This window comes from Arthrobacter sp. StoSoilB20 (assembly GCF_019977295.1).
Lineage (GTDB): Bacteria > Actinomycetota > Actinomycetes > Actinomycetales > Micrococcaceae > Arthrobacter > Arthrobacter nicotinovorans_A.
In genome coordinates this window covers 2,116,873-2,130,851 of record NZ_AP024651.1, presented here as the reverse complement: position 1 = coordinate 2,130,851, position 13,979 = coordinate 2,116,873, and the positions used below count along the sequence as shown (strand labels likewise).

At 57.9% G+C, this 13,979-nt stretch carries 13 protein-coding genes; 7 read left to right on the top strand and 6 right to left on the bottom strand.

From position 1 onward, the window contains the following. The first annotated feature begins 261 nt into the window (after nucleotides 1-261). Together LDN85_RS09625 and LDN85_RS09620 are read left to right on the top strand one after the other, a co-directional pair. A complete protein-coding gene (locus LDN85_RS09625) occupies nucleotides 262-795 on the top strand; it encodes a MarR family winged helix-turn-helix transcriptional regulator (RefSeq protein WP_223945231.1) in 534 nt (177 codons plus the stop codon). A 501-nt stretch (nucleotides 796-1,296) separates the two neighbouring features. Continuing rightward, a complete protein-coding gene (locus LDN85_RS09620; RefSeq protein ID WP_223945230.1) occupies nucleotides 1,297-2,289 on the top strand; it encodes a helix-turn-helix domain-containing protein in 993 nt (330 codons plus the stop codon). Here LDN85_RS09620 and LDN85_RS09615 read toward each other — a convergent pair. After that, entirely contained in the window at nucleotides 2,266-3,114 is an 849-nt protein-coding gene (locus LDN85_RS09615; RefSeq protein WP_263422084.1) for a helix-turn-helix domain-containing protein, read from the bottom strand. The two genes, LDN85_RS09620 and LDN85_RS09615, sit on opposite strands and share 24 nt — an antisense overlap. 273 nt (nucleotides 3,115-3,387) lie before the next feature. On the opposite strand from LDN85_RS09615, the gene LDN85_RS09610 reads away from it, so the two are divergent. Further along, complete coding sequence (locus LDN85_RS09610; RefSeq protein ID WP_223945229.1) at nucleotides 3,388-4,827, top strand: cytosine permease; 1,440 nt, start codon at nucleotides 3,388-3,390, stop codon at nucleotides 4,825-4,827. A gap of 15 nt (nucleotides 4,828-4,842) precedes the next feature. Further along, nucleotides 4,843-5,748 (top strand): arginase family protein, encoded by a 906-nt coding sequence (locus LDN85_RS09605; RefSeq protein WP_223945228.1) that lies wholly within the window; start codon nucleotides 4,843-4,845, stop codon nucleotides 5,746-5,748. Between the two features lie 176 nt (nucleotides 5,749-5,924). Here the strand turns inward: LDN85_RS09605 and LDN85_RS09600 are convergent, their stop codons facing one another. The 5 genes from LDN85_RS09600 to LDN85_RS09580 form a co-directional block, all read right to left on the bottom strand. After that, entirely contained in the window at nucleotides 5,925-6,431 is a 507-nt protein-coding gene (locus LDN85_RS09600) for a nuclear transport factor 2 family protein (protein ID WP_223945227.1), read from the bottom strand. Nucleotides 6,432-6,559: 128 nt separating this feature from the next. Next, nucleotides 6,560-7,681, bottom strand: a complete 1,122-nt coding sequence (locus LDN85_RS09595; RefSeq protein WP_223945226.1) for a sugar ABC transporter substrate-binding protein — start codon at nucleotides 7,679-7,681, stop codon at nucleotides 6,560-6,562. A gap of 53 nt (nucleotides 7,682-7,734) precedes the next feature. Beyond that, entirely contained in the window at nucleotides 7,735-8,736 is a 1,002-nt protein-coding gene (locus tag LDN85_RS09590) for an ABC transporter permease (RefSeq protein ID WP_223945225.1), read from the bottom strand. A gap of 60 nt (nucleotides 8,737-8,796) precedes the next feature. Then, the gene (locus LDN85_RS09585) at nucleotides 8,797-10,362 is read right to left on the bottom strand and encodes a sugar ABC transporter ATP-binding protein (RefSeq protein ID WP_223945224.1); all 1,566 of its coding nucleotides are present in this window, start codon (nucleotides 10,360-10,362) and stop codon (nucleotides 8,797-8,799) included. Nucleotides 10,363-10,532: 170 nt separating this feature from the next. Next, nucleotides 10,533-11,039 carry a nuclear transport factor 2 family protein gene (locus LDN85_RS09580; protein WP_223945223.1) on the bottom strand — a complete coding sequence of 169 codons (507 nt, stop codon included), beginning with the start codon at nucleotides 11,037-11,039 and terminating at the stop codon, nucleotides 10,533-10,535. 232 nt (nucleotides 11,040-11,271) lie between these two features. Between LDN85_RS09580 and LDN85_RS09575 the strand changes: the two genes are divergently transcribed. From LDN85_RS09575 to LDN85_RS09565, 3 genes are all read left to right on the top strand, one after another. Then, complete coding sequence (locus LDN85_RS09575; protein WP_223945222.1) at nucleotides 11,272-11,880, top strand: MarR family transcriptional regulator; 609 nt, start codon at nucleotides 11,272-11,274, stop codon at nucleotides 11,878-11,880. A gap of 193 nt (nucleotides 11,881-12,073) precedes the next feature. Further along, nucleotides 12,074-13,159, top strand: coding sequence for an NADH:flavin oxidoreductase/NADH oxidase (locus tag LDN85_RS09570; RefSeq protein WP_223945221.1), 1,086 nt, complete (start codon nucleotides 12,074-12,076; stop codon nucleotides 13,157-13,159). A 36-nt stretch (nucleotides 13,160-13,195) separates the two neighbouring features. After that, on the top strand, nucleotides 13,196-13,840 hold the full coding sequence (locus LDN85_RS09565; RefSeq protein WP_223945220.1) for an NAD(P)H-binding protein: 645 nt from the start codon (nucleotides 13,196-13,198) through the stop codon (nucleotides 13,838-13,840). Nucleotides 13,841-13,979: the final 139 nt, after the last annotated feature.

Sequence of the window (13,979 nt, the reverse complement as noted above, 5' to 3'; positions counted from 1 at the left end):
CAGAGGACGGCGCCGTTCTCTGGCTGCATCTGGCAGCTGGTGAAGGGCGAAAGTTGTTCATACGGGCTGAAGGTTTAGTTGCTTGGAGGAGCCCAGTGAGCCGGGACTAGTTCTCGCTCAGAGGGAGAATCCGATAGGCGAGGAATTCTGACTAAGTTCCTTGCGCCTGCCATCACTGAACCCGGGGCCAATGCTGTGGTACGCCGCGCTGGACCGCCGGGCTCGTGTTTCTGATTCACTGGCGGGTGCTAGGGTTCCCTTATGGGTAGTGCGGGTATAGAACCTGTTGATTCGCTTGAGGCGATTGACTTTGCCGTGCAGCGCGCCAAAGAGGATATCCCGACCGCAGATACAAAAGTCATGCACTTTGTTCTGCTCCTGGACCGTGTCACGAATCTGTTGACCTACGACCTTGAGTCGACCGCCCACCGGCCGCGAGGGCTAAGCTGGCCAGCATTCCTCTTGATGTTCACCCTTTGGGCAGGAGGCGAAGTGGAATCCCGAGTCGCTGCAGCTCGCACAGGGATGAGTCGGGCCGCGGTATCGAGCCTGACGAACACTCTTGAAAATGTCGGTCTCATTCGGAGAAGCGCCGACAAGTTGGACAAGCGTAAGACCCTCCTCTCCTTAACGGACAAAGGACGCCTGACCTTCCAAGATACGTTTGAAGCGCACAGAGCGCAGGAAGTGAAGTGGGCTGCAGATTTATCTCCTGCCGATCTTGACCAATTGATAAACCTCTTGGGCAAGGTAGGTAGGGTCGCACAGTCAGAATGGGTCAACAGGCGCGACTAATGGACCGATGCAGTTGAACGTTCATTTGGCCCCACTGGAGTGATCGAGCAAAATGTGGCTGCTCGAGTCCTAGCAGAGTCCCAATCGAGCAGTCGCGAGGTAGCGTCGACCAGCTGAACCCATTCGCTCGAGACCTGCGCAAGCGCCCAGTGGCGCTCAGACTCGAAATTGAGCTGCAGCGAGCAAACGAGACGCCCGGTTTGGTCGGGCTTCGTATGGACTTCCGATGCCGTGAGCAGCGGTAGGACGGACGTAAGGCATTCGCATAAGCTCGAATATGCAGGGTCGAACTGATCGCGGTTAGCGTCAGCATGGCTGGGAATGTCGATAACTATGGTGTGCACGGTGCTGACCTTTGCTGCCGAAAGGAGGGTTTCAGGCAAGTGTGACCTGCATCTCTCTCCAACGACGTCCCGGTTCCGATAACGGCAAGAGCAGTTCAGAAAAAGGCAAGAGAGACATCTGGGGTACGTTACGGGGTATTGTCGTTAGACTTTTGCTATGGAGCAAGCCCGCATCACACATCGTGAAGAGTGGGAACAACAGGTAAGTCAGACCCTCTTCCCTCTAATCGTTCAGGGTGTGCGGCCTGAGTTCGCCGGCACCATCAAAACGCTGGAACTTCCGCGTGGATTGACTGTCTCCGAGGTCCACGTGAACGCCAACCATTTACGAAGGACAGAACGCCTTGTCCGCGAAGACACATCCGACCATGTTCTAGTTCTCGTCCAGCATTCCGGCAGGGCTGTGATGCGCCAAGGTGACCGTGAGGTTCTGCTCACCAACGGCGCCGCCGCTTTGGCCGACCCGAGCACGCCTTACGAACTGAAAATGAGCAACGGCTCTCATCAACTGGTCCTACTTCTGCCCTCCACAGCAGTGCTCGCCGTCGGCGGCAGCATCCGTGAGGCCCGAACAAAACTCATCCCACCGGAATCGCTGGCGCTAAGGAGCCTTGTAGGACTGGCGGCCGAAATGGTTGCCTCTGACGACCTCGGCTCTGAGGCCGAGGGGGCTGCCGCTGCGGCAGTTGACCTTCTTGGGGCGGCGCTGTCGAGGTTTAGGGCAACGGCGGGGGGTTCCGTGGCACTGTCCGCACAAGGCGGGCAACGACGCCTCGTGCAAGAGTTCATCTATCGAAACCTTGGTGACCCCCGCCTGAGCGTCGACTCGGTGGCCAAGGCGCATGGAATCTCATCTCGACACTTGGCGACGCTCTTCGCTCCCGACTCGAGCCCAGGAGCCTTCATCCGTCGGGCCCGACTCGAGCGGATCTATGCAGATCTCACAAACCCCGGGCTGGTGTGGCTAACTGCTGCCGAGATCGCGGCCCGTTGGGGGTACATCAATTACACGACTCTCAACCGCGCTTTCCATCGCGAGTTCGGGACAGCCCCAGGGCAGGTTCGTGAGCACGGCAAAAGTTCGCACGGCGAAGCCCCGACTCAGGGTAAGCCGGCCACCGGCAGGTTACCCCTCCCTGCGGAATTCTGAGGGCGTAATGCCGTACCTGCGTCGGAATGCCCGGGCGAACGTCGTGGCATCAACAAAGCCCACGCGTAGTGCTATATCGAAAATTGCAGTGTTCTGCCGTTCGGGTGAGAGCAAGAGATCCTGGGCCTTCCCCAGCCTTGTGTCCCTGACATAGGCAGCGGGCGAAGTACCCCGCTCTGAAAACAGCTGCGACACAAACCGAGTCGAACAACCAATATGACTCGCAATCGCCTCCGGCCCCAGACTTGGATCCCACAGTCTTGCCCGGACAAAGTCCTGCGCACTCCTAAGTAGGGCTTCATGGCCTACGTTCGGCCGCGTCTGCCCAAGCCGAGCAAACGCCGATGTCACCAATTCGACCGCCGAATTAACCAGCACATCAGCTTCCCTTGCGGTTTCCGACATGGCGGCGGCAGAACCGGAGACGTCCAAGCCGGCGGCCAATTCCGAATCAATCTGTTCCAACTCGCGGAGAACAGTGGCAAGGACACGCAGGCTTGCACTGCCAGCAATCCCGACGGAGTGTCCCGCATTCTTTGCCAGTAGAACTGCGGCAGGTCGAGGCAGCTTAACAACCGTCTGTTCAACTGGCCCGCTGAAATCAAAGCTGTACGGCCGGGTCGTGTCTATCAGGACTGCGCCCTTAGTCTGCAGAACACTTCTGACACCGTTATGTTCCAACTTGCCGTGCTGGGAGGAGTGATGAAGGACAAGCATGAAATCATCCGCATCAGCGTTTCGGGTATGAGCCAACGTTCTGGACACTCCAAAGCCACTACTGCCCAACCTGGCCAGAGACATATTTGGCAGGCGAGTGGAAGACATGAGGGCGGCCTCGAAGGAAGGCGATACCCAGTCGACTTGACATGATTGAAACTTCGCAACACAGAGAGCTTCCCACGCTCCTGCACTCATAGCTGCTGATTGGCGCATTGTCCAATCGTATACGAAAAATGAGTGATTAAGGAATCAGGAATCAAGTTGGCATAGCGGTTGTGCCGAAAATGCCGGAAGGCCGATGCCGATATTGCCCGTTGCTAGCCCGCCGTACTCCCTAAATTGGAGGCACCACACACACAAAAATCCAAAGGAGGCCATATGCAACACGACGAAGTGGTCGAGTCTCGCTCATTCGACTACGTTCCCCAGAACGCACGGCACGGCACTGTCCGGCACCAACTCCAGTTCTGGTTCATGGTCAATGCCACCTTAATCACGCTCTTTACCGGGGCTGTCGGACCACTCTACGGACTGGGCTTGTCGTGGACGCTCCTTGCACTGTTTCTTGGCAGCGTCTTCGGTACGATGTTCCAGGCATTTCATGGGGCACAGGGCCCGAAGATGGGCCTCCCTCAGATGATTCAGTCCCGGGTGCAATTTGGATCCCGTGGATCGATCCTGCCTATCGCGGCGGCGACGATCGTGCAGTTTGGGTTTGCCATTTTCTACGTGCAGACAGGAGCCGCTGCACTCGTTGATGTCTCGGTGAATCAGACCGCTCCGTTCCAGATCGGGTTGGGTGTAGCAGCAGTCGTTTTGGCTATCGTTGGCTATAGGATGCTTCTGCGAGTCGAGAAATTTGCCTCCTACATTATGCTGGGAAACCTGGTGCTCCTCACTGTCGCGGCATTCGCGGTCCTTCCTCTGACGTCAATGCTCAGTGAGGGATCGTTCGCGTGGGTTCCCTTTCTGGCACAGTTCGGCGCAGCTGCCACGTACCAAATCGCTATCGCACCCATTGTTTCCGACTACACCAGGTATCTGCCAGCAAACATTAGCGGTCGCGCGGTTTCGAGTGCTGTTTTTGGAGGCACACTGCTGTCCGCGCTGTGGATTGAAAGCCTTGGTGCGGTTTTGGCGACGGCTTTTCCTGAGACGGATGTGATTACGGCCATCCGCGACATGGGCAACGAATTCGGCTTTGGACTTGGGTCAGGGACCATGGTCATCGCAGCTGGTTCCTGCCTCATCACATGCTCGTTGTCCTTTTACAGTGGGTCCGTGTCCTTCCTCAGCGCGCTGGAGGCATTCCGGCCCATCAAATCAACGGCTGCCCTTCGCTCTGTAACACTGGTTATTGCAGGTATCGCGGTGATCATCGCCGCTCTCACGCTGCCCGCGGACATCCTCGGGTCCTTCGCAGCGTTCCTGAGCATTCTCGGATACTTCCTGATCCCTTGGACGGCAGTAAACCTTACGGACTACTACTTGGTTCGCAAAGGCGTGTACTCCATAACCGACATCCTCCGCCCTGATGGGGGAATCTATGGACGATGGTCCCGAGCCGGGCTCATCAGTTATGCCTTGGGATTCGCGGCGATGATTCCCTTTTTCAGCACGGCGCTGTATGTCGGCCCTGTGGCCGCCGCAATGGACAAAGCCGACCTCGCATTCGCTGTTGGCTTGGCAGTGTCCAGCGTTTCCTACCTGCTCCTGACCCGCAGCACTGACTTCCGGGCAGAGCTGGACGTAGTCCGCCGGGCCGCCCTGAACACAGTAGGCCAGCACGAACTGCAAACGTCAACCATCCAGCACTAGAGAAAAGACACTCAGTTGACCATTTCATCAGATGTCCAGAGCAGTCCAACAACGGATGTCCTTCGACTCCTTTGGCCGCAATGGCAGGGCGCAACTCCGGGCGCCGTCGCTGCCCTCGCGCCTGAACTTTCGCAGGAAGCAGGACAGACAGGGTACGGCTTAGGTTCGGCGATCCTAAACCACATTCTTCCTGCGGAATCCGGCCGCACCATTGCCGTGCCCGTCCCGACAACCACGGAAGGCCTGGAAACCAATGGCGGCATTTACGCCAGAGAACAGGTGCTGTCGCAAGTCAAGGACGCCGTGCGCCTGATAGATGAGGCCGATCCTGACAAGATTGTGACTCTGGGCGGCGAATGCTCCGTCAGCGTGGCGCCTTTCGCGCACCTGGCCGCTAAGTACGGTGAGGACTTGGCAGTTGTGTGGTTTGACGCGCACGCTGACTGCACGCTTCCGGGCGATCCCTACGACGGTTATCACGCAATGGCCTTGTCCCACCTGACGTCGCATGGGGATGAAGAGATCGTTGGAACCCTGCCAGCGACGGTGGATCCTTCCAGAGTAGCCCTCGCAGGCGTCCATTCCTGGACAGAATGGGACGAACCCACGGCCAAAGAGTGGGGGATCCAAAGTTTCAGCGCCAAGCAGATCAACGACGGGACCGCTTCGTTGCTTGCCTGGCTGAAGGCCACTGGCTGCTCAAAAATTGCGGTCCACCTTGACCTCGACGTCATTGACAGCAAAGAGATCGTCCTGGGTCTGGGGATGGAACCGGACGGACTAAGCCGTGCGTCATTGATACGGGCTTTTGCAGATCTTTCCAAGGCGGCAGACATTGTCGGCGTGACCGTGGCCGAATACGTTCCGCGTCAAGTCATTGCTGTGCGGGAATTGTTGGCTTCTCTGCCCCTTCCGAAGTAAGCAGGACGCACGAGTACATAACAGCCGAAAAGCCCGCCTTACCGCAATTCGAGTTCGCGGTGAGGCGGGCTTTTGAGTTGGATTCGGCGGCGTCTCATCCCCGCAGCGATTAAGCAGCTTCCGTGGAGTCATGGAGGTGCATGATAAAGCCTGACCTGTGCCTTCGCTTGTCCCTGTTAGAAGGGGCGGTCCAGCCCGTCAAAGATATGGGATATGAGCCAAAGGGGGCCCTCTTTGGCAAGTTCAAAACGGTAGAAACCGGTTGTTGCAAGCTGAGCAGTTTCTCTCACGCTATACACTGCCAAGTAAGTCACGATAACTGCCGTGGAATCTGTGATGTCCTCGACAATAATGTTGGTCACCAGGTGCCTGCGCTGGTCGTCCTGGCCGTTCATGATTCCCGAGAGCCACTCGACTACCGTTTCCCGCCCTGATTCCGCATGTACCTCACCGCCGCTGATGCTGATGGAGAATTTGGCGTCGGTAGTCAGAAGATCGTGCAGGACATCTAGCCGCCTCTCGTCGTATGCGTAGCTGTATCGGAGCGCGCTCTCACGGGCCAAATCTCGGTCGGCAATTTCCTGAAAAGTAGTTGGCACGGCCCTTGGGGCTCCCAGCGAAAGAAATCCTTTGGCGTGGGCCCATGCCGGGGTACAAGTATCAAGTGTGTCGCTGTCAGTCATAAGGTTGCCTTTCCTAGGTGTTGGTTATGCTTACGTTGGATGGAACCGGCCAGCATTTTAGCGTTGCCTTAAAAGGGAAGTGACGAGCGGGGAAGGAGTTCCTTCCCCCGCTCGTCACTTCCGTCGGATCAGCTCGTCTTCCAGAGCTTGGTGTACGCGGACTTCCAATCGATGTCCCCGTCCCAAGGAATTGTCGTGACGTTATCCTTGGTGATGAGTTTCTCGGGCACGTAGACGGTCTTGAGGGCGTCCGGAAGTTTTCCGTCGAACAGCCGGACCATCTGGTCAACCGCAGCGTATGTCTGCCACTCAATGTTGTAAGCCACCGTGCCGTGGAATGGCTGGTCGCCGGCCTTGATAGCCTCTAATGCAGCTGCGTCTCCGTTGTGTGATACGACAGTCAGTTTGCCGTCTTGGGCTGAGCGTTTGATGACGGGTGCAATGGCCAAGGCGACGGGGTCATAGGCGGTCCATACCGCATTTGCAGTGGGGTTGGCCTGCAGTGTGGCCTGGAAGTCGGTGGGGACTTGGGTCTGGAGGTTGGCAATCTGGAAGTTGACTTCCTTGAGCACCTGGCAGGAAGCGCACACCTCTTTCAAACCCTCCACGAACCCCTGGTGCCACTCCACGACCGATTGGAATTCGGGGTCGTTGATGGAGATGGCCTTCGCAGCACCTTTCGTTGCTACGGCAACGTAGGCCGCGTTCCACTTTCCAGCGAGGATATGATCCTGTGTGGAGTTAGCATCAGCAAAGTCCGCGGGTGCTGGTTCGTACATATTCACCACTTTAATACCGGCAGCACGGGCTGCAGCCACGTCTGCCTTTACAACTGCGGGAGGAGTGGCACCAAGGAAAATCCCATCCGCCTTGAGTTGAATTGCGGTCCGAACAGCCGCTCGCATCTTGTCCGGGTCACCGGCCGGATCGATCATCTGGTAGCGCCAGCCGAGGGATTTGGCTGCTTCTTCCACGGCGTCGACGCCACGCTTACAACCTTCTGCCGCGTAAGCGCAGGGAATGCCAATGACTAATTTATTTTTCTGAACCTGAACGCTTTCAGTGGGAAAGTCGAACTTGGTAACAGCTGCTTGGGCTTCCTCCACGACCTTTTGTGCGGCGGAGATATCCGCGTTGCCCGTAGCTCCGGGGTTGCTTGATCCGCTTCCTCCAGCGCAGGCGGTCAGAGCCAAAATGGCGCTGACCCCTAAAGCGGCCAGACCAGCGCGCCTCTGTTGGGTATTCTTCATTGAATTGCCTCTCGAATATTCTTTGATTGCTAATACGGATTGATGGCTGCTTGCTAAACGGCCTTTTTCCTGCGGCGCCCAACAAGTACCGAAGCAGACACGGCAACCATGAGTGCAACGCCGTTGAACACGTTCGTTACCCATGTCTGGGCTCCCATCAAGGTCAGCCCGTTGCTGCCCACGGCGAGCAGAACGACACCAATGACGGTGCCCCAAACGTTGAAGTAACCGGGCTTGATTGTTGTTGCGCCCAGGAAGGCGGCTGCGTAAGCGGGGAGTAGGAATTCCGGCCCCAATGAAGGTGCAGCTGTTCCTCCCCGGGAAGCCACCAGCGCGCCAGCAAGAGCGGCCAGGACTCCCGCGAGGATGAAGGAGGCCGCCAAATACCTGTCGACTCGTACCCCGCTCAACCGCGCGGCATCGCGTCCCATGCCAGTGGCACGGAGGTAACGTCCAAAGGGTGTCTTTTCCAGGACGTAGTACAAAGCGACTGCCAGGACGACGGCATAGGCCAGAACGATTTGGAGGTCCATTACTTTAGTCACGGTTAGTGCGCCGAACTCATCGGACTCCAGCACAAGCAGCGAGCTTCCAGTTACCAGGAGATTGAGACCTCCAAGGATGGTTGCTGAGGCAAGGGTGGCAATAAAAGCGTTTACCTTGACGAAGACGACTAGGACGGCATTGACAGTGCCGACAAGGGCGCCGACGAGGACGGAAACCAAAAGGACGACCGGCAGCGGAGCACCTGCATTCGACACCGAGATGGCGGTGATGGCGCTAAAGCCCAGGGTGGCACCGAGCGAGAGATCGAACTCACCTGCAGCTAGGGGCAGGATGGCGGCCAGTGCCAAGATAACGGGTATGGACTGGTCCGAGAGGATTGCTTTGGCATTATCCGCGGACGGGAATGTCGCCGGCAGCATGATGGAGAAAGCGATGACCATTACGACAAGGAACACTATGACCCCATAGGACGTCCCCAGCGACCCGAGATCGAGTTTGCGTTTCGGGCGCGCATGCCCGACCGAAGAGGTTTGTGCTGTAGTACTCATGGTGTCCTTCTGAGGGGGCAGGGGCGTCGGTTCGACGCGGGGTTGACTTATTTTCATGACCTAGGCTGCCTTTTCTGGCCGCGCGCACAGGAGGGCGAGCCGTTCCTCGTTGATGTCGTCGCCTTCAGCGGTGGCAACTACTTTGCCCCGATCAAGGATTTCGACGCGGTCGCAGAGTCCGACGAACTCTTCGAAGTCTGTGGATGCGAGCACAACTGCCAGCCCTTGGCTGGCGAGCTCCCGAATGGTGTTGGCTATCTCCTGTTTGGCAAGGGCATCGACGCCCTGCGTGGGTTCATCCAGGATCAGGGCAACGCCTCCGTAGCCTGCTGCCCGGGCTACGACGACCTTTTGCTGGTTGCCGCCCGAGAGTAGTCCGATGACCCGGGAAAGGTCGTTGGGCTTGACGCTGAAGCGATTTACCAAGTCACGTGCTCCTGCGAACTCCTTCTTCCCGCTCAGGGTGCCCCCCTGGGTGAACGAGCGAAGTCGGCCCAGAGTGATGTTTTCTTTGACGGTCATGGGTAGGACGATTCCTTCGCGGCGGCGTTCCTGGGGAACGCTCGCGATTCCTGCGCGAATGGCGTCGGCTGGAGTTCTCGGCGAATAGTCCTCGCCGTGGAGCAGCATGGTCCCAGCCGTGGGTAGTTGGGCGCCGGCCAAGATTCGTACCAGTTCGCTGCGTCCGCATCCCACTAGTCCAGCTATACCGACAATTTCGCCGGACCGGACGTGGAAATCCACTCCACGCAGCCGTGCGCCTGTGACTCCGGAGGCGGACAGCACTACGCTGCCTTCTCGCTCGGAGGAGCGGGGTATGCGGGTCCTTTCGATCTTCTTGCCTACGACGCGGGTGACGATGTCGTCGATGCCCAATTCTGCCGTTGGTTCGTCGGCGACGAGTTTGCCGTCGCGGAGAATCACCATATGGTCGGCGAGGCGTTTAACTTCTTCCGTTCGGTGACTGACATAGATAACTGTCCCACCGTTGGCCTTGAGTTCCTCCAGTGACGTCAGGATAGTTTCGACTTCGCTTGCGGGCAGAGACGCTGTCGGTTCATCTAGAACGACGACATTGCGGGCGAAGGCTTTTACACCTGATTCCTCCTCGTCCTGAAAGGCGCGGGCGAGGCCGATCATCGTCCGATGCGAGGGGTTGAGTTTGCCCACCAAGGTCCCAGGATGCTGTTCGACGCCGAACTTTGCCAAAGTCGCGGCGACGTGGTCGTACTGCTTTCGGTGATTAATGGGCCCAAGCACGCCTGGGGCCCGAAACCTGTCCACGAAGGCAAAGTTGTCAGCTATGGACAGGCTGTCGACCAGGCCTACGTCCTGATGAAGGAATCGCAGGCCCTGCCTATGCGCGGTCTCCGGAGTAAGGGGCAGGGGCACGTCCTGGCCTCCTACTTCGAGTCTGCCTCCTGTGTCTGGCTGGTAGACGCCGGCGAGTATTTTGATCAAGGTTGACTTGCCGGAGCCGTTCATGCCCAAGAGTGCCGTGATCTTCCCCCTCGGTACGGCAAATGAAACGTCGTCCAGGGCCTTCTGTCCCGCGAACGTTTTGGAAAAGTTCGTGATTTGGAGCGCCGACGGCGCCGCCTCACGTGATGAAGATTGGGGATCCATAGGAGGCCTCTCACAGCTCACTGGGTATTTTTGGGGCGACATAATGACCTGTCGGCCTCAACGAAGGGTGACGCTCTCGGGCGCGCACCCTGATCGCTCAGGGACTAACTCGCATTGTCGAATGTGTATTAAACGGTCGGGCTAAAACGCCGAAGATGCCGGGTACGTGGCTAGAAGGGTGTGTCAAAACCGCCGAAGATGTGTTCAATGAGCCACTCACCCGACGACGCCTTAACCAGCTTGGTCTTGTAGAACCCGGTCGTTACAAGTTTGACCTCTCCCCCACTGGCAGAGGTGAGCAAGAGGTAGGAGGTCACCTCAGCGGAATCGGCGTCCTGTGAGATGAAAGCGTGGTTCGTCATGTTGTGCCGGCGCTGGTCCGGTTGGTTGGCCATGTGCTCCTGAAGCCAAGACGAGATCGCCTCGCGTCCGCGAATCGGTTCGATGCGGAACTCGCCGGCGACAGAGCCTTCCCACACGGCATCCTCGGTGAATGAATTGCCCAAAGCCACGATCTGCCGCTCATCGTACGTCCACGCATAACGCGCCAAGGCGTCGAGGATGGCCAAACGGTCAGCGAGATGGAACTCGTTTACGGGAACCGCGTTATTGGGCACCGGCACAAAAGCCTGGGAACGGCCCCAGGAAGGAAGGGGGGACTGAACTTCGGTAGTCATCGTTGACCTCGCAATTGAGAAGTGGCAACAGGGTGAGGCTAGGTCTACCCCGCAGATTGAGAATAGTAAAAGGCTTTACTTCTTGTAGGAAGGACAATAGACCACTCCGGGCCGTGGCGCTAGACCTTGGCTCTAACATCTTCCGCATTGACACGACATGCTGGACTTGAGGTAGTAAAAAGTTTGATGATAGGGCGATCGCCCGCAGGGCATCGACCGAACGGAGAGCACGATGGCAGACCTTTCCGGCAGACAGGGGACACGACCGAGCATGGGCACAGGCTCAAGTGACGCAATCAGCGACGAATCGCAGCCCCCCGATGTGTCGCACAGTGATTTTCTATCCTTTTCCGATATCGCTGTGGGCGTGACGCATCGGCGGCTACCTCAGGTTGACCCAGGCGCAATGCAAATGGTCCTACTACTGCATAGGGTCAGTAATGCAGTCATTTATGACCTTGAGTCGACGGTTCATCGCCCCGCAGGCTGGAGCTGGGCGGCCTTCAGGCTCCTCTTTACGGTCTGGGTGTCGGGAGCAATTGAATCGAAGAAGGCCGCAAAATTGTCCGGCATGAGCCGCGCTGCCGTGTCCAGTCTCACGAACACCTTGGAAGCTGCCGGGCACATGACCAGAGAGCCTGATCGGTCGGACCGGCGCGGCGTCATACTCGCGCTAACTCCCGACGGTGCGAAGTCATTTGAGCGCATCTTCCTTCTCCATAACGAGCGGGAGCAGGAATGGGCGTCGCCCCTGTCCCCCCAAGAGCTACAGACCTTCATTGACCTGCTCGAAAAGCTCAACCACGCGGGGCAGCAGGCATGGGTGAATCACAGGGACTAAAAGTAAAATGCTTGACAATCAAGCCTTGAACGTTTTGAATACAGGTAGCCCTGCCTGTGACTTGCATCTCGCATCAGCTGCTGCACTTCCTCCAACGGGTGCGGCATGCACAGCCGGATGGTCGAAATCAAACCATGCTGCGGCTGATCACGACAAGTGTGGTTCCAACCCTTTCACGGAAAAGAGAGTCCTTGTGGCGAAGTCAGCGTTGTTCCAGCCGCTTAGGATCAGAGATACGACGATCCGTAACCGCATCTGGGTGTCACCCATGTGCCAGTACTCGGTCGATGACCATGACGGCATCCCGCACGATTGGCACTTGGTCAACTTGGGGCAGACCGCTGCCGGCGGTGCCGGGCTAATCTTCGCAGAAGCGACTGCGGTAAGCCCTGAGGGCCGGATAACGAGTGAAGACACCGGCATGTGGAACGACGATCAACGGGATGCATGGGCGCGGATCGCCCGTTTTATTCATTCTCAAGGCGCCGCTGCAGGGATCCAGCTCTCGCACGCAGGGCGCAAGGCTTCCGATTACAAGTTGTTCCACGAAAAATGTGGAACAACCAAACCCCTCTCTGAGGGAGGCTGGAAAACCGTAGCTCCGTCTGCCATCGCCTACCCGGGGTTCGACATTCCCCTGGAACTTGAGACCGCCGGAATCGACGAGGTGGTGGATGACTTTGTCGCGGCTGCGGTTCGGTCCAAGGATGCAGGATTCGACGTTATTGAGATCCACGCGGCTCATGGCTACCTGCTCCATCAGTTCCTGTCCCCGCTCAGCAATCTCAGGACGGACGAGTACGGAGGCAGCCTGGAGAACCGTGCCAAGCTCCTTCTCCGCATCGTAAAGAACGTGCGCGAAGCCATCGGCGAAGGCCTCGCCCTTTTCGTGCGTTTCTCCGGTACGGACTGGACCGAGGGCGGATGGGACGAAAGCCAGAATGCGAAAGTGGCCGCTTGGTGTAAGGACGCCGGCGCTGACTTCTTCGACATCTCCAGCGGGGGTATTTTGAATGGCATCTTTATCTCTGTGGAGCCCGGATATCAGGTTCCCCTGGGAGAACACATCAGCAAGCACGGGGACGTTCCCGTGAATGCAGTTGGACTCATTACAACCTCGTCACAGGCGGAAGCCATCGTAGCCTCCGGACGAGCGGAGGCCGTCATGCTGGGGCGGGAAATGATCCGCGACCCCCATTTCGCACTGCGTGCCGCCCACGAACTCGGCGAAGAAATCGACTACTGGACGCGCCAGTACAGGGGCGCCACCTACCACTAACCCTCACCACCCGATTCGCTTGAAGAAAGGTCCCATATGCCAAGGGCAGTGATTTTTGGAGCCACCGGATTCGCCGGGGGCCACATCCTGCTGGAACTTCTTTCCAGAGATTTCTCTGTGACGGCTGTTTCCCGCAGCGGTCAGGACAGCATGGAGCAACCACGAGTGACGTGGGTACAGGGCTCGGTTCTGGACGCCTCGCTTGTCCATCAGGTCAGCGAGGGCGCCGACGTGATTATCTCCGCGGTCAAAATGACGGACGACGCTCGCTTGGCCTCCGCCGTGCCGCATCTTCTGCAGGCTGCAGAAACCTCAGGTGCCAGGCTTGCATTCGTGGGAGGATCAGGCACCCTTCTGACCGGCGACGGGAAGATCACAGTGCTCGAGCAACCCACATTCCCGGAAGCATTCAAGCCGCAGGCAACTCAGCAGGCAGAAGTTCTCGACATCCTGCGCTCATACCGGGGTCCTGCAAACTGGTTTTACCTCAGTCCGCCGGCCCAGTTCGGGGCGGCCTTCGCGGGTACAAAGCAGGGTTCTTATCGGAAGGGTAAGGACCATGTCCTGGCTGACTCCAACGGCAGGTCCACCATTTCTGGTAGTGATTACGCGCTGGCATTGGTCGACGAGATTTGCAATCCGCAGCATCACAATGAGAGGTTCACTGTCTCATACTCGTAGCCGGCATTCTGAATATCCGGCGTTAAGACCGCCGGGGCGCCTCCGGCGTCCCGGCGGTCTTTCCGTTGCACCACAGAAGCGAAACGTCTGCGCCGCGCAAGCACGACCCTTTAATTGCCGAAACCAGATGACGACGGCG